This is a genomic window from Nonomuraea sp. WAC 01424 (assembly GCF_003947315.1).
In the GTDB taxonomy this organism is placed as follows: domain Bacteria; phylum Actinomycetota; class Actinomycetes; order Streptosporangiales; family Streptosporangiaceae; genus Nonomuraea; species Nonomuraea spiralis.
This window is the reverse complement of the sequence record NZ_QHHZ01000003.1, coordinates 103,280-124,125: the sequence shown is the minus strand read 5'-3', so window position 1 is coordinate 124,125 and position 20,846 is coordinate 103,280. Positions and strand designations below refer to the sequence as shown.

Here is a 20,846-nt window from a genome sequence, read left to right as displayed (position 1 = left end):
ACACCTCGGGCGAACTTCCCCGGCTGAACGGAGTGTCGTGCGGAGAGACAAGGTGGTCGCGACGGCCGCGGAGGCGCTGGCCGGCGTGCATGACGGCGCGTCGTTCGCGGTCGGCGGCTTCGGGCTCAGCGGCATCCCCAACGTCCTGATCCAGGCCCTCTACGACACCGGCGTGACCGGCATCGGCGTCGTGTCCAACAACTGCGGCGTCGACCGCGGCGTCCTCGGGATCCTGCTGGCCGCCGGCCGCATCGCCCGCGTGACCGCCTCCTACATCGGCGACAACAAGGAGTTCGCCCGCCAGTACCTGAACGGCGACATCGAGGTCGAGCTGACCCCGCAGGGCAGCCTGGCCGAACGGCTGCGGGCCGGCGGCAGCGGCGTCCCCGCCTTCTACACCCCGGCCGGGGTCGGCACCCCCGTCGCCGACGGCGGCCTGCCGCTGCGCCACCACCCCGACGGCACGGTCGCGGTCGCCTCGCCGCCCAAGGAGGTACGCGAGTTCGACGGCCGCGAGTACGTCCTGGAGCGTGGCATCCGTACCGACTTCGCGCTGGTCCGGGCGGCCAAGGGGGACCGGTTCGGCAACCTGGTCTTCCATCGGTCCGCCAGGAACTTCAACCCGCTGGCCGCCATGGCCGGACGGGTCACCGTCGCCGAGGTCGAGGAGCTGACCGAGCACATCGACCCGGACGAGGTCCACCTGCCGGGCGTGTTCGTACGGCGCGTGCTCCCGCTCACCCCCGAGCAGGCCGCCGACAAGGGCATCGAGAAGAGGACGGTCACCGAATGAGCTGGACCCGGGACCAGATGGTCGCGCGGGCCGCGGCCGAGCTGCGCGACGGCGACTACGTCAACCTCGGCATCGGCCTGCCCACCCGCATCCCCTCGTTCCTGCCCCCGGGCGTGGACGTGGTCCTCCACTCCGAGAACGGCATCCTCGGCGTCGGCCCCTACCCCGCGCCCGCCGACGTCGACCGCGACCTGATCAACGCGGGCAAGGAGACGGTCACCGTGCTGCCCGGCGCGTCGTTCTTCGACTCCTCGCTGTCGTTCGGGATGATCCGAGGGGGTCACATCGACGTGGCCGTGCTCGGGGCGATGCAGGTCTCGGCCCGCGGCGACCTGGCCAACTGGATGGTCCCCGGCAAGCTGGTCAAGGGCATGGGCGGGGCCATGGACCTGGTCCACGGCGCCCGCAAGGTCATCGTGATCATGGAGCACAACGCCAAGGACGGCTCGCCCAAGATCGTCAAGGAGTGCTCGCTGCCGCTGACGGGCAAGGAGTGCGTGCACCGGATCATCACCGACCTCGGCGTCTTCGACGTCACCGGGCAGGGGCTGGCCCTGGTCGAACGCGCCCCGGGCGTGGACCTGGAGGAGTTGCGCAACCGTACCGACGCGGAGGTCACAGCATGAAGGACGTCTACATCGTCGACGCCGTACGCACGCCGTTCGGCCGGTACGGCGGCGCGCTGGCCGCGGTCCGCCCCGACGACCTGGCCGCGCACGTCGTCGCGGCCCTGGTCGAGCGCACCGGGCAGGAGAGCGCCGACGAGGTGCTCCTCGGCAACGCCAACGGCGCCGGCGAGGAGAACCGCAACGTCGCGCGCATGGCCGCGCTGCTGGCCGGGCTGCCGGTCACCACGCCCGGCGCGACCGTCAACCGGCTGTGCGGGTCCGGCATGGAGGCCGTCGTCCAGGCGTACCGGGCCATCGCGGTCGGCGACGCCTCGGCCGTGATCGCGGGCGGCGTGGAGTCGATGACCCGTGCGCCGTGGGTGCTGCCCAAGCCCGACCGCGCCTTCCCCGCGGGCGGGCAGGAGCTGGTCTCCACCACGCTCGGCTGGCGGCTGGTCAACCCGAAGATGCCGGCCGAGCACACGGTCGCGCTCGGCGAGGGCGCGGAGCTGATCGCCGACAAGCACGGCATCACCCGCGAGGAGCAGGACGCGTACGCGCTGGGCAGCCACCGCAAGGCGGCCAAGGCGGCCCTCGACCGCGAGATCGTCCCGATCGCCGGCCTGACCAGGGACGAGGGCATCCGCGACGACACCTCCGCCGAGGCGCTGGCCCGGCTCAAGCCGGTGTTCAGGAAGGACGGCGGCACGGTCACGGCCGGCAACTCCTCCCCGCTCAACGACGGCGCGGCGGCGTTGCTGCTGACCGACGAGGAGGGGCTGCGCGGACGCGAGCCGCTGGCCCGTCTCACCGCGAGCGCCGTGAGCGCGCTGGAGCCGCGCTACTTCGGGCTCGGCCCGGTCGAGGCCGTACGCAAGGCGCTGGCCAAGGCGGGCAAGGGCTTCGGCGACCTGTCGACCGTGGAGCTGAACGAGGCGTTCGCCGCGCAGGTGCTCGGCTGCCTGGCCGAGCTGCCCGACCTCGACCCCGCCCTCGTCAACCCCGACGGCGGCGCCATCGCGATCGGCCACCCGCTCGGCGCCTCCGGGGCCCGCGTCACCGGCGCCGTGGCGCACCGGCTGGCCGCGGCCGGCTCGGGCGTCGGGATCGCCTCCCTCTGCATCGGCGTCGGCCAGGGGCTGGCCGTCGTACTCGAAAGGTAGCGTCCATGTCCGAACCACTCACGCAGGCCGACATCGACCGCGAGATCGCCGCGCTCGGCGAGAGCGACCGGCGGGCCGCCCACCCCGCGCGCGACTACGCCCCCTACCGCAGCACGCTGCTGCGCCACCCCAAGCAGCCGCTGGTCGCGCTGAAGGACCCGGAGGCGAGCGAGCTGGCCGGGCCGGTGTTCGGCGTCACGGACGTGACCGCCCTCGACTCCGACCTGACCAGGCAGCACCTCGGCGAACCGCTGGGCGAGCGCATCACCGTGACCGGCCGCGTGCTCGACCGCGAGGGCCGCCCCGTACGCCGCCAGCTCGTGGAGATCTGGCAGGCCAACTCCTCGGGCCGCTACCTGCACCAGCGCGACGACCACCCCGCGCCGCTCGACCCCAACTTCTCCGGCGTGGGCCGCTGCCTGACCGACGACGACGGCGGCTACCACTTCACCACGATCAAGCCGGGCCCCTACCCCTGGCGCAACCACCTCAACGCCTGGCGGCCGGCCCACATCCACTTCTCGTTGTTCGGCACGGCCTTCGCCCAGCGGCTGGTGACCCAGATGTACTTCCCCGGCGACCCGCTGTTCCCCTACGACCCGATCCTGCAGTCCGTCACCGACGAGAGCGCCCGGCAGCGGCTGGTCTCCACCTACGAGCACGACCTGTCCAAGCCGGAGTGGTCGCTCGGCTACCGGTGGGACATCGTGCTCGACGGGCCCGCCGCGACCTGGATGGAGGAAGGCCGATGAACCCCACCCCCTCGCAGACCGTCGGCCCGTTCTACGGCTACGCGCTGCCCTTTCCCGGCGGCGGCGACCTCGCCACCGGCGGCATCACCGTGCACGGCCGCGTCCTCGACGGCGCCGGTGACCCGATCCCCGACGCGCTGCTGGAGTTCTGGCAGGCCGACCCCACGGGCGACCTGTCCGGCGCGCCCGGCTCGCTGCGCCGCGACCCGGTCAACGGCGCGGTCCTCGGCCGGCACGGCGTCGACTTCACCGGCTTCGGCCGGGTCCCCACCGACGCCGACGGCCACTGGACCCTGCGTACGGTCGAGCCGGGCAACGGGTACATCAGCGTGTGCGTGTTCGCCCGAGGCCTGCTCCACCACCTGTTCACCCGCATCTACTTCCGGCCCGACGCCTTCCTCGACTCGCTGCCGCCCGAGCGGGCGCGCACGCTGGTCGCGGTCGAGGAGCGGGAGGGCGTCCACCGGTTCGACATCCACTTGCAGGGCGAGAAGGAGACGGTCTTCCTTGACTTCGGCTGACCCCGCCCGAGGTGCCCCAGGCGCGCCGTCCGCGGCGGGCTCGGGGGACTTCGGGCTGCTCGCGCCCATGCGCGGCGGCGTCGCGGCGACCGGCGACGTGGCGGTGCTCCAGGCCATGCTGGACGCGGGGGCGGTGCTGACCCGGGTCCTCGCCGCGGTCGGGCGCGCGCCTCGGGAGGCGGCCGACGCCGTGACCGCCGCCGCCCGCGCCGAGCTGTTCGACCCGGCCGGGCTGGCCGAGCGGGCCCGTTCGGGCGGCAACCCGGTCATCCCGCTGGTGGCCGACCTGCGCGCGGCCGTCGGGCCGTACGCCGAGCACGTGCACGCGGGCGCGACCAGCCAGGACATCATGGACACCGCGCTCATGCTGGTCGCGTACCGGGCGCTCGGGCCGGTGCTGGACGACCTCGACCGGGTGGTCGCCGGGCTCGGCACGCTGGCCGAGGCCCACCGCGACACGCTCATGGCCGCGCGTACGCTCACCCAGCAGGCCGTGCCCACCACGTTCGGGCTCAAGGCGGCCGGCTGGCGCAAGCTGGCCGTCGACGCCCGCGACCGCCTGCGCGCCGCCCGCGCCGCCCTGCCCGCCCAGCTCGGCGGCCCCGCGGGCACCCTCGACCGCTTCACCACCCCGGGCATTGCCTCAGGGGATGGAGGCGGGGCCGGGGAGGCGCTGGAGGTGGTCGCCCGGTTCGCCGCCGAGCTGGGGCTGGCCGCGCCCGTCCTGCCGTGGCACGTGTTGCGCACGCCCGTGGCCGACCTGGCCGGGGCGCTGGCGTTCACGGCGGGGGCGCTGGGCAAGACGGCCGCCGACGTGCTGGTGTTGTCGCGTACCGAGATCGGCGAGGTGTCCGAGGGCGTCGGCGGCGGCTCCTCCTCGATGCCCCACAAGCACAACCCCGTGCGGGCCACGATGATCGCCGCGGCGGCCCGCCAGGTGCCCGCCCACGCCGCCGTCCTGTACGCCTCCCTGGCCGCCGAGGACGAGCGCCCGCCCGGCGCCTGGCACGCCGAATGGCAACCGCTGCGCGAGGCGCTGCGCCTGGTCGCCGGCGCCGCCCGCGACGCCGCGGAACTGGTCGCGGGCCTGCGGGTGCACCCCGGGCGCATGCGCGCCGCCCTGACCGTCGCCGGACCGCCCGGCGCCGCCGCCGCCCTCGTGAAGCGGGCCCTGGAGGAGAAGTGACGTTGTTGCAACACCGCCTGGACGGCCCGGAGCACGGCGAGCCGATCGTCCTCGGCCCGTCGGTCGGCACCTCGACCCGGGTGTGGGAGCCGCAGGTCGCCGAGCTGGCCCGCAGGTTCCGCGTGATCCGCTTCGACCTGCCGGGACACGGCGGCTCCCCGTCCGGGGACGTGTCCACCATCGACGGCATGGCCGGGCTCGTCCTGGAGCTGGCCGACGCGCTGGGCCTGGACGCCTTCCACTACGCCGGCATCTCCATCGGCGGCGCGATCGGCGCCACCCTCGCCCTCCGCCACCCGGACCGCGTGTTGTCCCTGGCGATGATCTGCTCCTCGGCCCGCTTCGGCGAGCCCGGCGGCTGGCACGAGCGGGCGGCGCTGGTCCGCGAGCAGGGCACCGGGCCGATGCTGGAGCTCTCGGCGAAACGCTGGTTCGCCGGGCCCGGCGACCAGGCGCTGCTCGACGACCTCGCCGCCGCCGACCCCGCCGGCTACGCCGCGTGCTGCGAGGCGCTGGCGGGCTACGACCTGCGCGCCGAGCTGCCCGGGATCACCGCGCCCACACTGGTCCTGGCCGGCCGCGACGACCCCGCCACGCCGCCCGCGCACGCCAGGGAGCTGGCCGACGGCATCCCCGGCGCCACACTCGTGGAGATCCCCGGCGCGGCCCACCTGGCCGGCGTCGACCAGCCGGAACGGGTCACCGCCGCGCTGCTCGCCCACCTGCCCGCGACCCCCGGCATGCGGGTACGCCGCGACGTGCTCGGCGACGCGCACGTGGACCGGGCCGTCGCCCGTACCACCGCCTTCACCAGGGACTTCCAGGACCTCATCACCCGGTACGCCTGGGGCGAGATCTGGACCAGGCCGGGCCTGGACCGGCGTACCAGGAGCTGCGTCACCCTCACCGCGCTCGTCGCGCACGGACACCTCGACGAGCTGGCCATGCACGTCCGCGCCGCCGTACGCAACGGCCTGACCGCCGACGAGATCGGCGAGGTGCTGCTGCAGAGCGCGATCTACTGCGGAGTTCCCGCCGCCAACGCCGCGTTCGGCGTCGCCCAGCGTGTCCTTACCGAGATATCAGGGGAAACCTCATGACCATCACCCGTGACCTGCTGATCGGTGGCAAGAACGTCCCCGCCCAGAGCGGACGCACGACGTCCGACCTGGCGCCGTACACCGGCGAGGTGTACGCGACCGTGGCCGCCGCCGGCGTCGAGGACGTCACGCTGGCCGTGGACGCGGCGCAGGCCGCCTTCGACGGCTGGGCCGCAACCAGCCCGTTCGCCCGCCGGGAGATCTTCCTCAAGGCCGCCGACCTGCTCCAGGAGCGCGGCGAGCAGGCCGTGGCGCTGATGGCCGCCGAGGTCGGCGGCACCCGCCCGTGGGCGCTGTTCAACGTCGGGCTGGCCGCGAACATGTTGCGCGAGGCCGCCGCCGCGATCACCGCGCCGCGCGGCGAGGTGCTCACCGCGCAGGAGGAGGGCGTGCTCGGCCTGGCCGTACGCGAGCCGCTCGGCGTGGTCGCCGCCTTCTCGCCGTGGAACGCGCCGATCATCCTCGGCGTGCGCTCGGTGGCCGCCGCGCTGGCCGCGGGCAACACCGTCGTCATGAAGCCCAGCGAGGACGCCCCGATCGCGTGCGGCCTGTTCGTCGCCGACCTGCTGCACGAGGCCGGGCTGCCCGCGGGCGTGCTCAACGTGGTCACCAACGACCCGGCCGACGCCGCCGTCATCGCCGAGGCGCTGATCGCCGACCCCCGCGTACGGGCGGTCAACTTCACCGGCTCCACCGAGGTCGGCCGGATCATCGGCACCCACGCCGCACGCCACCTCAAGCCCGCCCTCCTGGAACTGGGCGGCAAGAACGCCATCATCGTCCTGGACGACGCCGACCTCGACCACGCGGTGAACGCCGCCACCTTCGGCGTCTACATGAACGCCGGCCAGATCTGCATGTCCGGCGACCGCGTGCTGGTGCACGAGTCGCTGGCCGGCGAGTTCGGCCGCAGGTTCGCGGCCAAGGTGGGCACGCTGCCCGCCGGTGACCCGTCCCGCCCGGAGACCGTGATCGGGCCGCTGGTCAGCGCCGGGGCCGCGCGCCGGGTGGCCGGCCTGGTCGCCGACGCGGTCGCCAAGGGCGCGACGGTGCTGGCCGGAGGCGGCGAGCCGGACGGCGCGGTGCACCCGGCCACGGTGCTGACCGGCGTCCCCGAGCACGCCGACCTGCACTACGGCGAGGCGTTCGGCCCGGTGTGCGTGATCGGCACGTTCACCACCGACGACGAGGCCGTGGCCCTGGCCAACGACACCGAGCACGGCCTGACCGCCGGGATCATCACCGAGAACGGCACCCACGGCCTGCGCGTGGCCCGCCGCCTGCGGACCGGCATCGTGCACGTCAACGACCAGTCGGTCGGCGACGAGCCGCAGGCGCCGTTCGGCGGGGCCGGCTCCTCCGGCTACGGCCGGTTCGGCGGCCGGTGGGGCCTGGAGGCGTTCAGCAACACCCGCTGGATCACCCTGGCGACCGAGCAGGCGCACTACCCGTTCTGAAGCGGCGGGCCGGCCGGGCCGGCCCGCCCCGGGATCAGTGCGAGTACGCCTGGAACTCCGCGGCCCGCACCTGCTCGCGCGCCGCACTGGCGGTGGCGCAGTCGGTCGAGGAGTTGGGATCGGCGTCCTGCTCACCGGCGTAGCGCGGGTTGCCGGTGCACTGGCTGCTGACCACCCGCAACATCAGGTGGGTGGCGCTGGTCGGCGGCACCCGGAAGGAGCGGACGAGCAGGTCCGGGCCGCGCGGCCGGGGCAGCGTGGCGTCGAACGCGTCCGCCGGGCTGGTGTAGATCTTCCTGAAGCTCGCCGGGTCGGCGCAGTTCGCGGCGCAGGCCAGCACCTCGAACGCGCGCAGCGCCGAGAACCTGTTCTGCGCCCCCGGGTCGGCGGCGTCGCCGACGTCGGGCCGCAACATCGCGCTCACCTGGACCCGGCGGACCGTGACCGGCCGGTCGCCCGCCAGGTCCACGGTGACCGACTTGCCGGCCGGCGCGCCGGTGCGCGAGGCCCAGTTCGTGGCCTCGGTCTCGTCGATCAGCCTGGCCTGGTTGACGCCGTCGCCCGCGGCCGTCGCGCCCGCCGCGGCCGAGGCGAGGTTGCGCGGCGGCGACAGCACGAGCGGCAGCTTCACCCCGGCCACCACCGGGAACGTCAGCCGCGTGTGCCCGAACCCGGCCCCCGCCACGACGAATCGGTACGTGCCGGGCGTCATCTCGACCGTGTCGCCCAGCGGCGTCGCCGGGTCGGTGTCGGCGACCGGCACCGCGCGGCCCTCGTAGTCGCCCACGTACAGCCGCAGGGCCGCGTCCTTGGCCTCGCCGAGCGGCTTGAGCTGGAGCGAGCCGTTGCGGCCGGCCGGGTCGGTGAAGCTCGGCGTCGGGTCGGGGTCGTTCGGGCCGTTGCTGGCCGCGCCCTTGCCGAGGCCGCGCTCGGCGAACGCGCGCCACAGGATGTCCTGGTTCGCACCGTCGAAGCGGATGGCGTCGGCGGCCAGGATCGCGTCACGGTGATCGACGTAGCTGACCGCGCCGGAGGCCATCAGCAGCAGGGCGTCGTACGAGAGCTGCGCCCACCGCCGGTTCCCCGGGCACTTGTCCACCGCCACCTTGCCGTCGGCGCAGGCGCGCTGCCGGGCGGGCGTGCCGTCGCCGTAGCGCTTGACGAAGGCGGCGCGGGCGTCGAACTGGGTGGCGGTCCAGATCTCGCCGTCCGCGTGCACCTGCGCGCCGACCAGGTCGTAGGCGATGTCGCTGTAGTTCAGCGGAGACTTGGACATGTCGTAGTTGCGGATGCCGCGTGCCCGGTCACCCGTCACGTACGGGCCGATCACGTACGGGGTAGCGCCGGAGGAACGGAAGCCGTACTCGTTCAGGTACTCCATGGCGAACAGGTCGGAGGTGCTCTCGTTCATGGCGCCCGCCTGCGCGCCGCTCCAGCCGGCGTTCGGGCCGCCGATCATGCGGCCGGAGATGGCGTGGGTGTACTCGTGGCCGATGACCGACATGTCGTAGTCGCCGTCCACACAGGGGGAGTAGAACGAGCCCGCGATCGGCTGCCACAGGTACATGTTCGTGATCGGGGCGGTGCCGTCGGGGCCGGTGATCTGGTTGGCGTTGTCGCGTACGGACGACACGCGCGCGCCGGCCTGGGCGTTGCCCAGCTCGGGGTCGTTGCCGAGGCCGCCGCGGTCGCCGTTGTCCACCTGCATGTTCCAGGCGGACTCGGTGAAGCCGAGCCGGTAGGACCAGTCGTGCATGCGGTTGTGCATGGCGTTCAGGTTGGCGATGGCCGCCTCCAGGTCCGCCTCGCCGGGCTGGTCGAACGTCGCCGGGTCGCACTTGGCCGTGTTCCAGGTGTTGCGCCAGGGGTAGACGTAGCTGCGGTTCGGGGAGGCCGCGTTCGTCCGGGTGCCGACGGTGAACGGGTCGCCGCTCGCGCGGTTCTCGTACGTCCGGGTGGCGTTGCCCGCGCTGGTGTACGTCGGCGTGCCCGTGGCGTGGTCGACGTCCCACGCGCGGCCGGTCGCCGGGTCGCCGCCGGTCGCGAGGTCGCAGCCGGGGCCGGGCGCCTGGCACCAGGTCCGGCGGGCGTCGGCGGAGGAGTAGTCGCCTGGCGGGTTGACCGGGAAGGCCGCCCATCGCGGGTTCTCGGGGTCGAAGTGGTCGACCAGGTTCTCGCGGGTGAGGATGCCGCCGCTGACCGCGTCCACGTGCGTGGTGTACGCCGCCGCCTGGCCCTCGCCCCCGCCGATCAGGACCACCTGGTACGCGCTGTGCACCCCGTCGGGCGCGGGCACGGCCACCTTCGTGACCTGCTTCGTCGTCGCCGTGGCGAGGTCCACGCCGCCGTCGCGGGCCGCGATCTCCAGGGCCCGTGCCTCGCTGATCGCGGCGGCCGGGGGAGCGGTCTGCTCGCGGGCGAGCGAGGAGGTGACGTGGCGTACCTTCCCGTGCACGACGCCGACGGCGACGAGCCCGTCCACCCCGGCCGGCAGCCCGCCGAACTTCTGGCGCAGGAGTACGGCGTAGCCGGCGCCGAGCGGGTTGACCGCGACCTTCTCCAGCCCGGCGACCTCCTCGGCCGACAGGCCGAACAGCGGCTCGTTGGCGGTCAGGTAGGCGCGGGCGGCCCGCTCGGGGTCCTCGCCCAGCCCTTCGGCGAGCGGCGCGGCGCCGGTGACGACGGCGGGCGTGCCGAGCGCGTTCCAGCGGATCTCGGCGCCGGCGGCCCGCGCGCCGAGCCCGGCGGGTGGCGCCACCCGGCCCTGCCGGTTGTCCACGTCCGGCTTCTCGTGCTGCTCGGCCTGGAAGTCGTGGGCGATCGGGGCCTGTCCGCCGGGTTCGCCCCGGGCGGCGCCGGAGAGGGGCAGGGCAGAGACGGTGACCGCGACGGCGATCACGGCGCTGCGTAACCAGGGTCTCGTTGACACAGTTCCTCCTGGGCACGAAAGACGCGCGATTGACGCGCGTCCCGCAAGTGGTAACACCGCCCCGGGGTCCTGACAAGATCGGGTAAACGTGTGGGCTGTCCAGTTCTTGACACGGCCACGTAATCAACCTGTAGGTTGATAAACCAATAGGTTGAACAAGGAGGAAGAGATGCTGCTCCAGGACAAGGTCGCGGTGGTCTACGGCGCGGGCGGCTCGATCGGCGGGGCGGTGGCGCGCGCCGGCGCCTGCGAGGGCGCCCGCGTCCACCTGGCCGGCCGTACGCGGGCCACGCTCGACAAGGTCGCCGACGACATCCGCGCCGCCGGCGGCACGGCGGAGACCGCCGTCGTGGACGCGCTGGACGAGCGGGCCGTGGACGACTTCACCGGCTCGGTCGCCGCCCGCGCCGGCCGCATCGACGTCTCCTTCAACGCCATCTCTGTCCAGGACGTGCAGCGGCCGCTGGCCGAGATCTCCGTCGAGGACTTCCTGCGGCCGATCCAGGTCGCCGCGCGCACGCAGTTCCTCACCATCAGGGCCGCCGTCCGGCACATGACCGGCTCCGGCGTCGTCCTGCTGTTCGGCGGCGGCGGCCCGCAGACGCAGCCGGGGCTGGGCGGGTTCAAGGTGTCGCTCGACACCATGGAGGGCATCCGCCGCCAGTGGGCGTGCGAGGCCGGGCGGCAGGGCGTGCGCGTCGTCACCCTGATCACCGGCGGCGTGCCGGAGAGCATCCCCGACTCCTACCCCGGCAAGGACGAGCTGGAGGCCGAGCTGCGCGGGCCCACCCTGCTCGGACGGCTCGCGACCCTGGCCGACGTGGGCGAGGTGGCGGCGTTCGTCGCCTCCGACCGGGCCCGGACCATGACCTCGGCGACCGTGAACGTCTCCTGTGGCGCGATCGTGGACCATTAGGTCAGCGCCACCACGGAAGGAACGTACACCCCGATGCCCGACGACCAGCTGAGCCTCACCTTCGCCGCCCTGGCCGACCCCACCCGGCGGGCCATCCTCGCCCGGCTGGCCGACGGCGAGGCGACGGTCAACGAGCTGGCCGGGCCCTTCGACATGAGCTTGCAGGCCGTGTCCAAACATCTGAAGGTGCTGGAACGGGCCGGGCTGATCAGCAGAGGCCGCGACGCGCAGTGGCGGCCGTGCCGGCTGGAGACCGCCCCGCTGGAGGGCGTCTCCGAATGGATCGACCGCTACCGCGAGCGCTGGACCGGCCGGTTCGACCGGCTCGACCAGGAGATCAGGAAGCTCCGGCGCGGCGAGGAAAGGACGTGACCATGGGTGACACCGAGTTCGTCATCGAGCCGGGCCGCCAGGACATCATGATGATCCGGGCCTTCGACGCCCCCAGGGACGTGGTGTTCCGGGCGGTGACCGACCCGGAGCTGATCCCGCGCTGGTGGGGCCCCCACTGGCTGGACACCAGGGTGGAGGCCATGGAGGTCAGGCCGGGCGGCCGGTGGCGTTTCGTCAACATCGACGCCCGCGGCAGGGAGTACGCCTTCAGCGGCGTCTACCACGCCGTCCTCCGGCCCGAACGGCTCGTGCGCACGTGGGAGTACGAGGGTGCGCCGGCCGAGGTGGCCCTGGAGACCGTCACGCTGGAGGAGTCCGGCGGCCTGACCCGGTACGTGGCCCAGTCGGTGCACCCGTCCGTCGAGGCCCGCGACGCGATCGTGCGCGCCGACGGGGCCAAGGGCGGTGCGCAGTCGATGGACCGCCTGGCCGAGGTGCTGAAGGGCCGCTGACCGCTACTTCGGGGCGCAGGCCAGGCGCCAGCCGCCGAACAGCGCGGCGTCGGGCGCCGCGAACGCCGACTCCGGCACGCCGCGCAGCGCCTCGGCCATCGAGGCCCGCCAGATCGGGCCGGGGATCGCGGCGCCGTCCACGACGTCGTACCGGCGTCCGCCGATGGAGGTCTCGGCCAGCCCGTGCCGTACGGGGACGTCGGGGAATCCGAGGCTGACGGCGGAGGCCAGGTCAGGGGTGTAACCGGCGTACCAGGCCGACCTGGGCTCGTTCGTCCGGTCGGCGATGCCGGCCGCGTCCCGGCCGAGGCCGCCGGTCCGCAGCAGGCCGGTCACCGCGTCGGCGACGGCGGGGTCGAGCGCCCGCTCGCACTTGGGGGCGAGGGCGTGCAGCACCTTGCCGGACGCGTCGCGCACCTCCTTGACCGCCCTCGGCGCGCAGCGCAGGCCGTGGGCGGCCAGCGTGGCGTAGGTGCCGGCGACCGTCACCGTGTCCACGTCGTTGACGCCGAGCGTGAACATCTCGTACTCCGACACCGGCACCCCGCCGGGCCGCGTGAGGCCGAGCGCCCGCGCCGTGCGTACGGTCTCGCAGAGGCCGATCCGCTCCTCCAGCCGCATGAAGAAGGTGTTCAGCGCGTCGCGGGCGCCCGCCCGGAGGGTGACGAACGTGCCGTCGGACCTGTCGCGGGCGTCGACGACGGTGAGGGCGGGGTCGGCGACCTGGTCGCCCTCGCAGTCGGTGAACGCCTCGCGGCCGGCGGCCTGGTAGGGGCCGGAACGGGGGAGGCCGTCGTCCGCCCGCATGCCGCCCGCCATCGCCGCGGCCAGCGTGTACGCCATCGCCGTCGAGCCCTGCGGCAGGCCGGGCGCGCCGTCGCCACGGCTGGCGGCCAGCGCCCTGATCTCGCCGCTGCCCGGCGCCACCATGGCCTGGACGGCGATCGGGGCGTCCGTGGCGCGCACCCGGGCCTCGATGGCCCGCTGGGCCGCCTGCTGCGCCCGCGGGTCGAGCGTGGTCGCGACGACCAGGCCGCCCCTGGTGAGCAGGCGCGGATCGATCGCGGTCAGCTCGTCGCGCACCCGGCGGCAGAAGGCGGGGTGGGTGCTGACCGCGCAGTCGGGGGCGAGCTTCTCGACGACCTGCCCGCCGCCGTCGACGATCACGCTGTCGCGGACGACCAGCGGAGCGACGTTCAGTCGCTGCCTGTCCGGAGCCTGACCGGCCGGCGCGGACAGCAGCACGACGGCGCCCCACACGGCCGCCGCCACCGCGACGACGCCCAGGACGAGGAGGAGTCGCTTCATCGGCGCCTTTCGGGGGGAGGGGTGCGGCCGGACTGCCCATCATGGCCGACCGCACCGCCCCCGTGCACCGGAGTTAGGCGGTCACACCCTTTGCCACAGGGCGGGCACGTTCGGCGGCTCCCAGCCGGGCAGCGCCGTGTGCGGCTGGACGCACCGGTAGGTGGCGTTGTTGTAGACCACCTGGTCGCCGCTCTTGTACGCGGTTCCCGCGGTCCAGTTGCCGGTCGGGCCCGTGGTCGGGGTCACCGTGGGCGTGGGGGTCGGGGTCGGGGTCACCGTGGGGGTGGGAGTGGGCGTCGGGGTCGGGCCGCCGGGGCCCACCTGGAGGTCGACGCAGTTGTAGAAGGCGTTCTCGGTGTCGGCGATGTTCCAGATGGCCAGCAGCTTGATGCGCCCGGTACGGCCGCCCAGGCTCACCGAGTGCGTCACCGTGGAGCCGGGTTGCCTGCCGCGGTCGTCGAACACCGCGACCCGGGTGCTGCCGACGTAGTACTCCCACGTGCTGGTGGCGTGGCGGGCCTCGATGAGCCACTTGAAGTTGACCGTGTCACCCACGCTCGCGGCCGGCCAGGCCTTGCTGTCGTCGTCCAGCGGGGCCCATCGGGAGTCGCCGCCGCTGCAGTTACGCAGGCCCTTGGGGCCCTCGACGCTCTGCGGCTCCCAGATGATCTGGCCGCAGTTCTTGACCTTTCCGGCCGCGCAGTTGGCCTGGCGGCTCGGGGGGTCGGAGATGTAACCGTGCGCCGAGGCCGGCGGGGAGAGGGCGACGACGGTGGCGACGGAGACCGCCGCCATGGCTAAGAAGGTCCATACTCTGCGCATGTCACCGTTCCTTCATGCTGGGGGATGCTTCCAAATATAAAGGAAAGTTTCCTAACGGTAAATGGCGCAGTCAGCGGGTTTCCCGTCCGGAGTCAGCTTTCCGGCGGGCGCCGGTGCCCGCCTCCGCGCGGACGGCGGCCGGGCCGGTCAGGACCGTCCCGCACGGTCGTGCTCGCCTTGAGGTGGTGACATGTCGGGACATCGCCTAGGCTGAGCTCGGCGAGGGGAGTACTTCGCAAGCGCCGGCCCGGTCAGTACGGACGTCCCAGACGGTCCCCGGGCGGCCGCCCGCGCGACGACGCACGGGCGAAGGAGACCTCGAACGATGACGCGCGTTCGAGGAGGACCCATGCCCATGGGCGTACCGCAGCCTGTCCAAGCCCTGACCACCATCGCCACGCCGGCACTCTGGCTGGTCGCGATCGGCGGCCTGGTGCTGCTGCTGGCGCTGGACCTCCTGCTGACCCGCCGCCCGCACGAGGTGCGCATGCGCGAGGCGGCCGGCTGGTCGGTCTTCTACCTGATCCTGCCGGTCATCTTCGGCGGCTATTTGTGGGTCGCCCATGGCGGCGGCGTCGCGGCGGAGTTCTTCACCGGTTTCGTGGTGGAGAAGTCGTTGTCGGTGGACAACCTGTTCGTGTTCATGTTGCTGCTGGCCGCCTTCGCCGTCCCGGCCGCGCTGGCCCGGCAGGTCCTGCTGTACGGCATCGTCGGCGCGCTCGTCCTGCGCGCGGTCTTCATCTGGCTCGGGGCCGCCGCGCTGCAGAGCGGCACGTGGGCGTTCCTGCTGTTCGGCGCGATCCTCATCGTCACCGCGGGCAAGATCCTCGACGACGTGCTCGGCGGCCACGAGCAGCAGGTGGACATCTCCTCCATGCGCAGCGTGCGGCTGGTGCGCCGCTTCGTGCCGGTCACCGACGGCTATCACGGCTCCCGGCTGACCGTGCGCGAGGGCGGCCGGCTGGCCCTGACGCCGCTGGCCCTGGCCGCCGTCGCCATCCTGGGCACCGACATCGTCTTCGCCGTGGACTCCGTCCCCGCCGTGTACGGCGTGACCGAGGACCCGTTCCTGGTCTTCGCCACCAACGCCTTCGCGCTGATGGGCCTGCGGGCGCTGTACTTCGTGCTCCAGGGCGTCCTGACCAAGCTGCGCCACCTCAACCACGGGCTGAGCGTCATCCTGGCCTTCATCGGGGTCAAGCTCATCCTCCACTGGGCGCACGGCGTCTGGGACTGGGTGCCGCAGATCCCCACGCTCGCCTCGCTCGGCGTGATCGTCGCCGTCCTGACCACGGTCACCCTGACCAGCCTGTACGCCAACCGCCGCGACCGGGACAAGGAGGTCGCGGGGTAGGTTCACCGCTCGGACGCCTGGGTGCCCCCGATGCGAGAGCCGGCCGTCATGTCGGCATGACGACATGGTCGCGAGACGCTTTCAGGGAAGGACCCCGCGCCCATGACGATCTCTCTTGCCACGAACCGGTACACGGTCGGCATGGCCACCAGCCCCGCCGACCTCCAGGCCGCACAGCGGCTCAGGTACGAGGTCTTCGCCGAGGAGATGGGGGCGCGGCTCGACAGCCCGGTCTCCGGCCTCGACGTGGACAGGTTCGACGCCTACTGCGACCACCTGCTGGTCCGCGAGGGCCGGCGGGTGGTGGGCACATACCGGCTGCTGCCGCCCGGACGCGCCGACCGGCTCTACTCCGACACCGAGTTCGACCTGCGTGCCCTCGCGCCCATCAGGAAGAACCTGGTCGAGGCCGGGCGTACCACCGTGCACCCGGACCATCGGGACGGCGCGGTGGTCGCGCTGATGTGGGCGGGGATCGCCCGGTACATGGTCGACGGCGGCCACCAGTGGCTGGCCGGCTGCTGCTCGGTGCCGCTCGACGACGGGGGTGCGCTCGCGGCCGGCGTGGCCGGGCGGGTGCCGCTCGGCCCCGAGGAGTACCGGGTCACGCCGCACGTGCCGTGGGCCGGTTCGGGCGCGCCCGGCGCCGACCGGTTCGTGCCGCCCGCGCTGCTGCGCGGTTACCTGCGGCTGGGCGCGTGGGTGTGCGGGCCGCCCGCGCACGACCGGGACTTCGGCACGGCCGACTTCTTCGTGCTGCTCCCGATGGCCCAGGTGAACGCCCGCTACCTGCGCTACTTCCTGGGCGGGACGCCGTGACCGGCGTATGGCTGCGGATGGGGCCGTGCACGCCCGACATGTGCGTGCGGGCCGCGGTCCTCGGCGCGGGGGCGGCGCGCCGTACCCTGCGGCTGCTCGCGGCGGTCCTGGTGGTGCTGGCCGGGGTGCCGGTCGCGCTGACCGCCCGCCACGCCCGCGCCGACCGGCGGGCCCGGATCACCGGCGCGTGGGCACGCCTGCTCCTGCGCGCCCTCGGCATCCGCCTGGACGTCATCGCCGAGGAACCCGTCGGGGAGGGGGCCGGGGCGCTGGTGGTGGCCAATCACGTGTCGTGGCTGGATCCGCTGGTCATCGCGGCGGCGCTGCCCTCGCGCCCGCTGGCCAAGCGGGAGATCGCCGGCTGGCCGGTCGTCCGCACGCTGGCGGCGGGCTCCGGCGCGCTGTTCATCGACCGGGAACGCCTGTCCGCGCTGCCGTCGGCGGTCGCCACGGTCGCCGGGGCGCTCCGGGCGGGCGACACCGTCGTGGCCTTCCCCGAGGGCACCACGTGGTGCGGGCTCGGTATGGGCGTGTTCCGGCCGGCGGTGTTCCAGGCGGCGATCGACGCGGGCGCCGTCGTACGCCCCGCGGCCCTGCGCTACCGCGAGGACGGCCTGACCTCGACCCGGGCGAGCTACGTGGGCGAGGACTCGCTGCTGGCCTCGGTGCTGCGGGTGGCCGCGACCCGGCGGCTGGCCGTCGAGGTGCGGCTGCTGGCTCCCCTGCGCGCCGTCCCGTCGGCCCGCCGGCCCGAGGTGCGCGCCGCCCTGGCCAGAAGCGCCGAGGCCCTGGTACGCGCCGGCATCGAAGCCCCGGACGGCCCTCCCGGACGGGGGAGGGCCGCCGTTCACCTGCCGAAGCCCGCGGTCAGCCCGCTGAGGAGCTGACGCCGGCCCACCACGTAGAGGACCAGGATGGGCAGCGTGGTCAGGACGACCGAGGCGAGCACCGCGGGCACGTTCACGCTGTACTGCCCCTGGAACGTCCACAACGCCAGTGGCAGCGTGCGCTTGTCCGGGCTCTGGGTGAGGATCAGCGGCAGCAGGAAGCCGTTCCAGATCGTCAGCGCGTTGTAGATCGTCACCGTGACCACGGCCGGGCGGGTCAGCGGGAAGGTCAGCCGCCAGAGCATGCCCCAGTCGGTGGCGCCGTCCAGCCGCATCGACTCGAACAGCTCCTTGGGCACGTCCCTGATGAAGTTCGACAACACCAGCACCGACAGCGGGATCGCGAACGCGATGGAGGGCAGGATCATGCCCAGCAGCGAGTCGTACAGGTGCAGCCGGATGATGATCAGGTAGATCGGGATGATCGTGGCCTGGAGCGGGATCGCCAGCCCCATGAGGAACAACGAGTTCACCCCGCGCAGGAACCGCCCGCCGCCCCGCACGATCGCGTACGCCGCCATGAACGACACCCCGACGGCCGGGATCACCGCGCCGAGGGTGACGAGGAGGCTGTTGAGGAAGTACAGCGCGAAGTCCGACTCCAGCAACAGCCGGTACGCGCCGAGCGTCGGCCCCGTCGGCGGCGCGAGCGGGTTCGAGGCGTAGTAGGAGCTCTGCTCCTTGAAGCTGGTGATGACGATCCAGTAGATCGGGACCACCACGACCGCCAGCCAGAGCCACCCGGCCACCCCGGCCACCCAGTTCCTGCGGGTGGTGGCCGGGCCGCCCGCCCGCGGGGACGCGCCGGCGGTCCGGTGCGCGGGCTTCGTCAGCGTGGTCGCCATGTCAGGCCCCTTCCTGCTGGCTCGCCGAGGCGTCGCGGCCGCCCAGGCGGCGCAGCAGCAGCGCCAGCGCCAGCCCCACGAGGACGAGGATGACGGCGATCGCGCTGGCCGGGCCCATCAGGTTGGCCTGGAACCCCCGCTTGTACATGTCCAGGGCGAGCACCCGCGTCGCGTCGCCGGGACCGCCCGCGGTCAGCACGAAGATCAGGTCGAAGAAGGTCAGCGACCCGACCACCATGAGCGTCGACGACGTGATGATCGTGTACTTGAGCTGCGGCAGCGTGATGCTGAAGAACATGCGCACCCGGCCCGCGCCGTCGAGCTGGGCGGCCTCGTACATCGAGCGCGGGATCTGCCGCACGCCGCCCTGGTAGATCAGCGAGTGGAATGGGATGAACTGCCACGACACCACGAAGATCACCACGCTGAACGCCAGGACGGGCTCGCCCAGCCAGTCCTGGGCCAGCAGGTCGAGGCCGAGCCCGGCGCCGAGCCCGAAGTTCGGGTCCAGCAGCGCCTTGTAGGTGATGGCGATGGCGGCCGAGCTGAGCAGCAGCGGGATGAAGTAGAACACCGACAACACCGCGCGGTAGCGCTGCGCGCCGGCCAGGAACACCCCGAGCAGGATGCTGGCCGGCGTCTGCACCGCCCAGGAGGCGGCCATCACCAGGAACGTCACCCACAGCGCGTGCGGCAGCCCGGGGTCGGACAACACCGCCTGCCAGCTCGACAGGCCGGCGAAGCCGATGTCGCCGAGCCCGTCCCAGGAGGTGAAGCTGAGGACGAGGACGCCGATCAGCGGGAGCACGCCGAAGCCGACGAAGAACAGCAGCGCCGGCACGGCCAGCCAGGCGAGGGAGCCGCGGCCGTCCCGCCGGGCGGCCGGCGGCGCCCCCCGCCCGGCGGGGATCGGGATCACGCTCACTTGCCGATGACCGCGTTCATGTTCGTCTGGAACTGCTGCGGCGAGATGGACAGCTGGAACAGCTTGGCGATGTTGTCCAGGAGCACCTCGGCCGCGGTCGGGCTGAGCGCCTGGTCCCACGACTGGGCGAAGGTCTTGGCGTTGGCGGCGATGCCGTAGACGAACTTCAGGAACTCGGCGTCGGGGGAGGAGGCGAAGGCCGCGTCGGCGCCCTTGGCGATCGGCACGCCGCCCGTGTCGGCCCACTCCTTGACCTCGGTCTGGTCGAGCACGCCGCTGGTGAAGAACTTCTTGGCGATCTCCTTCTGCTCGGGGGTGGCCTTGGCGGAGATCGACAGGTACTGGCCGGGGTTGCCGACGGTGTTGCTCGGGTCGCCCTTGCCGCCGTCCACGGGCGGGAAGTTCATGTAGCCGAGGTGGCCGCCGGGGACGAAGTCGCCGCCGTCGTTCTTCATGCCGCCGTACGTCCAGGCGCCGTGCAGCATCATGGCCGCCTTGCCGGTGTAGAGCAGCGCCTGGTCGGCGTTGGAGTCGGCGGTGATGGAGGAGAAGCCCTTGATGAAGCCGTTCGCCTTGATCAGGTCCTGCATCTTGGTGAGGGCGTCGAGGGCGGCGGGGTTGGACCAGGCGTCCTTCTGGCCGTCGAACACCGCCTGGAACACCTCGGTGCCGCCGATCCGGTCGAACAGGAACTCCAGCCACATCATGTTCGTCCAGCGCGACTGGCCGCCGAGCGCGAACGGCGCGATGCCCTTGGCGTTGATCTTGGGCACGATGTCCATGATCTCGCCCCAGGTCGTGGGCGGCTGCACGCCGACCTTCTCCAGGACCTCCTTGTTGTAGTACAGGACGATCGGCTGCACGGTCTCGCACGGCATCGCGTAGATCTTGCCGTCCACGGTGGCCGCGCCGAAGGAGGAGGGGAACAGCCGGTCCTTGACGGCGGCGTTCTCGGAGAACCAGGACGTCAGGTCCTCGACCTGGCCGGCCTGCACGTAGCTGCGCAGCGTGCCGCCGCCCCAGCCCCAGATCAGCGTGGGGGCCTGGCCGGCGCCGATGGCGGTCTTGATCTTGGTCTTGTAGGCGTCGTTCTGGAACGCCGTGCCCTCGATCTGGGTGTTGGGGTTGGCCTTGTTGAAGCGCTCGATCGCCCGGCGGCGCACGCCTTCCTGTGGCTCGACCGACAGGTACCAGTAAGTGGCCTTGGCGCCGCCGCCGCCACCTCCGGTCGCGCCGCCGTCACCCGCCCGGGTGGGGCCGGACGTGCCGCAGGCCGCGAGCGCGGCTCCCAGGGGCAGCCCCATGGAGAGGCTGAGGAAGGTGCGGCGAGAGGTTGACCTGGTCTCCACGCTGATCTCCGTACTCGAATGCCGTGGCCTGGCCGCGGCTCGGTTGTCCTAGGGACGCGTTGGGCCGGCGGTCGGATCGGCAACCCCCCAAATGCCGCTCGTCCACTCGCCGTTGAGTGAACTCGTCGAAACATTTGCGACATGACCGCGCGGCACGTCAATCTAGATTTCGACCATTACCGTGTCAAGACCTCTGGCCGGAAACCGCCTCTGGGCGGGGGTGGGGGCCGTGTAGTACTCTCGCGCGGGCATCTAGCTGGCTATTCC

At 73.0% G+C, this 20,846-nt stretch carries 20 protein-coding genes; 14 read left to right on the top strand and 6 right to left on the bottom strand.

Annotated features, from left to right (window positions below; all coding sequences use genetic code 11):
- The first annotated feature begins 37 nt into the window (after window positions 1-37).
- Genes DMB42_RS09930 through DMB42_RS09895 form a run of 8 tightly spaced genes read left to right on the top strand, consistent with a single transcriptional unit; the run spans window position 38 to window position 7,580 of the window.
- The gene (locus tag DMB42_RS09930; protein WP_125632946.1) at window positions 38-793 is read left to right on the top strand and encodes a CoA transferase subunit A; all 756 of its coding nucleotides are present in this window, start codon (window positions 38-40) and stop codon (window positions 791-793) included.
- Window positions 790-1,419: a CoA transferase subunit B gene (locus DMB42_RS09925; protein WP_125632944.1), complete on the top strand. Its 630-nt coding sequence runs from the start codon at window positions 790-792 to the stop codon at window positions 1,417-1,419. Before DMB42_RS09930 ends, DMB42_RS09925 begins: the two co-directional genes overlap by 4 nt.
- Window positions 1,416-2,564: a thiolase family protein gene (locus DMB42_RS09920; protein ID WP_125632942.1), complete on the top strand. Its 1,149-nt coding sequence runs from the start codon at window positions 1,416-1,418 to the stop codon at window positions 2,562-2,564. Before DMB42_RS09925 ends, DMB42_RS09920 begins: the two co-directional genes overlap by 4 nt.
- Before the next feature lie 5 nt (window positions 2,565-2,569).
- Window positions 2,570-3,316 (top strand): protocatechuate 3,4-dioxygenase subunit beta, encoded by a 747-nt coding sequence (gene pcaH, locus DMB42_RS09915; RefSeq protein ID WP_125632940.1) that lies wholly within the window; start codon window positions 2,570-2,572, stop codon window positions 3,314-3,316.
- Complete coding sequence (gene pcaG / locus DMB42_RS09910; protein ID WP_125632938.1) at window positions 3,313-3,837, top strand: protocatechuate 3,4-dioxygenase subunit alpha; 525 nt, start codon at window positions 3,313-3,315, stop codon at window positions 3,835-3,837. The genes pcaH and pcaG overlap by 4 nt, the downstream gene beginning before the upstream one ends.
- Window positions 3,824-5,023: a 3-carboxy-cis,cis-muconate cycloisomerase gene (gene pcaB / locus DMB42_RS09905; protein ID WP_260477595.1), complete on the top strand. Its 1,200-nt coding sequence runs from the start codon at window positions 3,824-3,826 to the stop codon at window positions 5,021-5,023. The genes pcaG and pcaB overlap by 14 nt, the downstream gene beginning before the upstream one ends.
- A gap of 2 nt (window positions 5,024-5,025) precedes the next feature.
- Window positions 5,026-6,123 carry a 4-carboxymuconolactone decarboxylase gene (pcaC, locus tag DMB42_RS09900; RefSeq protein ID WP_125633831.1) on the top strand — a complete coding sequence of 366 codons (1,098 nt, stop codon included), beginning with the start codon at window positions 5,026-5,028 and terminating at the stop codon, window positions 6,121-6,123.
- Window positions 6,120-7,580 (top strand): aldehyde dehydrogenase family protein, encoded by a 1,461-nt coding sequence (locus tag DMB42_RS09895; protein ID WP_125632936.1) that lies wholly within the window; start codon window positions 6,120-6,122, stop codon window positions 7,578-7,580. Before pcaC ends, DMB42_RS09895 begins: the two co-directional genes overlap by 4 nt.
- A 34-nt stretch (window positions 7,581-7,614) precedes the next feature.
- Here the strand turns inward: DMB42_RS09895 and DMB42_RS09890 are convergent, their stop codons facing one another.
- Window positions 7,615-10,509, bottom strand: coding sequence for a M36 family metallopeptidase (locus DMB42_RS09890; protein WP_260477594.1), 2,895 nt, complete (start codon window positions 10,507-10,509; stop codon window positions 7,615-7,617).
- Between the two features lie 169 nt (window positions 10,510-10,678).
- Here DMB42_RS09890 and DMB42_RS09885 point away from each other — a divergent pair, with 169 nt between their 5' ends.
- The 3 genes from DMB42_RS09885 to DMB42_RS09875 are packed head-to-tail and all read left to right on the top strand — an operon-like array spanning window position 10,679 to window position 12,270.
- Window positions 10,679-11,425 (top strand): SDR family NAD(P)-dependent oxidoreductase, encoded by a 747-nt coding sequence (locus tag DMB42_RS09885; RefSeq protein WP_125632934.1) that lies wholly within the window; start codon window positions 10,679-10,681, stop codon window positions 11,423-11,425.
- A 33-nt stretch (window positions 11,426-11,458) separates the two neighbouring features.
- Complete coding sequence (locus DMB42_RS09880; protein WP_125632932.1) at window positions 11,459-11,797, top strand: helix-turn-helix transcriptional regulator; 339 nt, start codon at window positions 11,459-11,461, stop codon at window positions 11,795-11,797.
- Window positions 11,798-11,799: 2 nt separating this feature from the next.
- The gene (locus DMB42_RS09875) at window positions 11,800-12,270 is read left to right on the top strand and encodes an SRPBCC family protein (RefSeq protein ID WP_125632930.1); all 471 of its coding nucleotides are present in this window, start codon (window positions 11,800-11,802) and stop codon (window positions 12,268-12,270) included.
- A 3-nt stretch (window positions 12,271-12,273) separates the two neighbouring features.
- Here the strand turns inward: DMB42_RS09875 and DMB42_RS09870 are convergent, their stop codons facing one another.
- Together DMB42_RS09870 and DMB42_RS09865 are read right to left on the bottom strand one after the other, a co-directional pair.
- Window positions 12,274-13,578: a hypothetical protein gene (locus tag DMB42_RS09870; protein WP_125632928.1), complete on the bottom strand. Its 1,305-nt coding sequence runs from the start codon at window positions 13,576-13,578 to the stop codon at window positions 12,274-12,276.
- 81 nt (window positions 13,579-13,659) lie between these two features.
- Entirely contained in the window at window positions 13,660-14,400 is a 741-nt protein-coding gene (locus DMB42_RS09865; protein ID WP_125632926.1) for a lytic polysaccharide monooxygenase, read from the bottom strand.
- Window positions 14,401-14,749: 349 nt separating this feature from the next.
- Between DMB42_RS09865 and DMB42_RS09860 the strand changes: the two genes are divergently transcribed.
- The 3 genes from DMB42_RS09860 (at window position 14,750) to DMB42_RS09850 (ending at window position 17,460) form a co-directional block, all read left to right on the top strand.
- Window positions 14,750-15,754 carry a TerC/Alx family metal homeostasis membrane protein gene (locus DMB42_RS09860; RefSeq protein ID WP_260477593.1) on the top strand — a complete coding sequence of 335 codons (1,005 nt, stop codon included), beginning with the start codon at window positions 14,750-14,752 and terminating at the stop codon, window positions 15,752-15,754.
- A 102-nt stretch (window positions 15,755-15,856) separates the two neighbouring features.
- Window positions 15,857-16,573 carry a GNAT family N-acetyltransferase gene (locus DMB42_RS09855; protein ID WP_125632924.1) on the top strand — a complete coding sequence of 239 codons (717 nt, stop codon included), beginning with the start codon at window positions 15,857-15,859 and terminating at the stop codon, window positions 16,571-16,573.
- Complete coding sequence (locus tag DMB42_RS09850; RefSeq protein ID WP_125632922.1) at window positions 16,570-17,460, top strand: lysophospholipid acyltransferase family protein; 891 nt, start codon at window positions 16,570-16,572, stop codon at window positions 17,458-17,460. Before DMB42_RS09855 ends, DMB42_RS09850 begins: the two co-directional genes overlap by 4 nt.
- On the opposite strand, the gene DMB42_RS09845 is transcribed toward DMB42_RS09850, so the two are convergent.
- From DMB42_RS09845 to DMB42_RS09835, 3 genes are read right to left on the bottom strand one after another with little or no spacing between them, the layout of a single operon-like run.
- Window positions 17,421-18,305: a carbohydrate ABC transporter permease gene (locus tag DMB42_RS09845; protein WP_125632920.1), complete on the bottom strand. Its 885-nt coding sequence runs from the start codon at window positions 18,303-18,305 to the stop codon at window positions 17,421-17,423. The two genes, DMB42_RS09850 and DMB42_RS09845, sit on opposite strands and share 40 nt — an antisense overlap.
- Window position 18,306: 1 nt before the next feature.
- A complete protein-coding gene (locus tag DMB42_RS09840) occupies window positions 18,307-19,230 on the bottom strand; it encodes a carbohydrate ABC transporter permease (RefSeq protein WP_185844565.1) in 924 nt (307 codons plus the stop codon).
- Complete coding sequence (locus tag DMB42_RS09835) at window positions 19,227-20,579, bottom strand: extracellular solute-binding protein (RefSeq protein WP_260477592.1); 1,353 nt, start codon at window positions 20,577-20,579, stop codon at window positions 19,227-19,229. The genes DMB42_RS09840 and DMB42_RS09835 overlap by 4 nt, the downstream gene beginning before the upstream one ends.
- Window positions 20,580-20,846: the final 267 nt, after the last annotated feature.

Bases quoted from the DNA above. Each gene is read 5' to 3' on its own strand.
- DMB42_RS09925 (WP_125632944.1), top strand. From the start codon at position 790: ATGAGCTGGACCCGGGACCAGATGGTCGCGCGGGCCGCGGCCGAGCTG.
- DMB42_RS09920 (WP_125632942.1), top strand. From the start codon at position 1,416: ATGAAGGACGTCTACATCGTCGACGCCGTACGCACGCCGTTCGGCCGG.
- pcaH (WP_125632940.1), top strand. From the start codon at position 2,570: ATGTCCGAACCACTCACGCAGGCCGACATCGACCGCGAGATCGCCGCG.
- pcaG (WP_125632938.1), top strand. From the start codon at position 3,313: ATGAACCCCACCCCCTCGCAGACCGTCGGCCCGTTCTACGGCTACGCG.
- DMB42_RS09895 (WP_125632936.1), top strand. From the start codon at position 6,120: ATGACCATCACCCGTGACCTGCTGATCGGTGGCAAGAACGTCCCCGCC.
- DMB42_RS09885 (WP_125632934.1), top strand. From the start codon at position 10,679: ATGCTGCTCCAGGACAAGGTCGCGGTGGTCTACGGCGCGGGCGGCTCG.
- DMB42_RS09880 (WP_125632932.1), top strand. From the start codon at position 11,459: ATGCCCGACGACCAGCTGAGCCTCACCTTCGCCGCCCTGGCCGACCCC.
- DMB42_RS09875 (WP_125632930.1), top strand. From the start codon at position 11,800: ATGGGTGACACCGAGTTCGTCATCGAGCCGGGCCGCCAGGACATCATG.
- DMB42_RS09870 (WP_125632928.1), bottom strand. From the start codon at position 13,578: ATGAAGCGACTCCTCCTCGTCCTGGGCGTCGTCGCGGTGGCGGCGGCC.
- DMB42_RS09865 (WP_125632926.1), bottom strand. From the start codon at position 14,400: ATGCGCAGAGTATGGACCTTCTTAGCCATGGCGGCGGTCTCCGTCGCC.
- DMB42_RS09860 (WP_260477593.1), top strand. From the start codon at position 14,750: ATGCCCATGGGCGTACCGCAGCCTGTCCAAGCCCTGACCACCATCGCC.
- DMB42_RS09855 (WP_125632924.1), top strand. From the start codon at position 15,857: ATGACGATCTCTCTTGCCACGAACCGGTACACGGTCGGCATGGCCACC.
- DMB42_RS09845 (WP_125632920.1), bottom strand. From the start codon at position 18,305: ATGGCGACCACGCTGACGAAGCCCGCGCACCGGACCGCCGGCGCGTCC.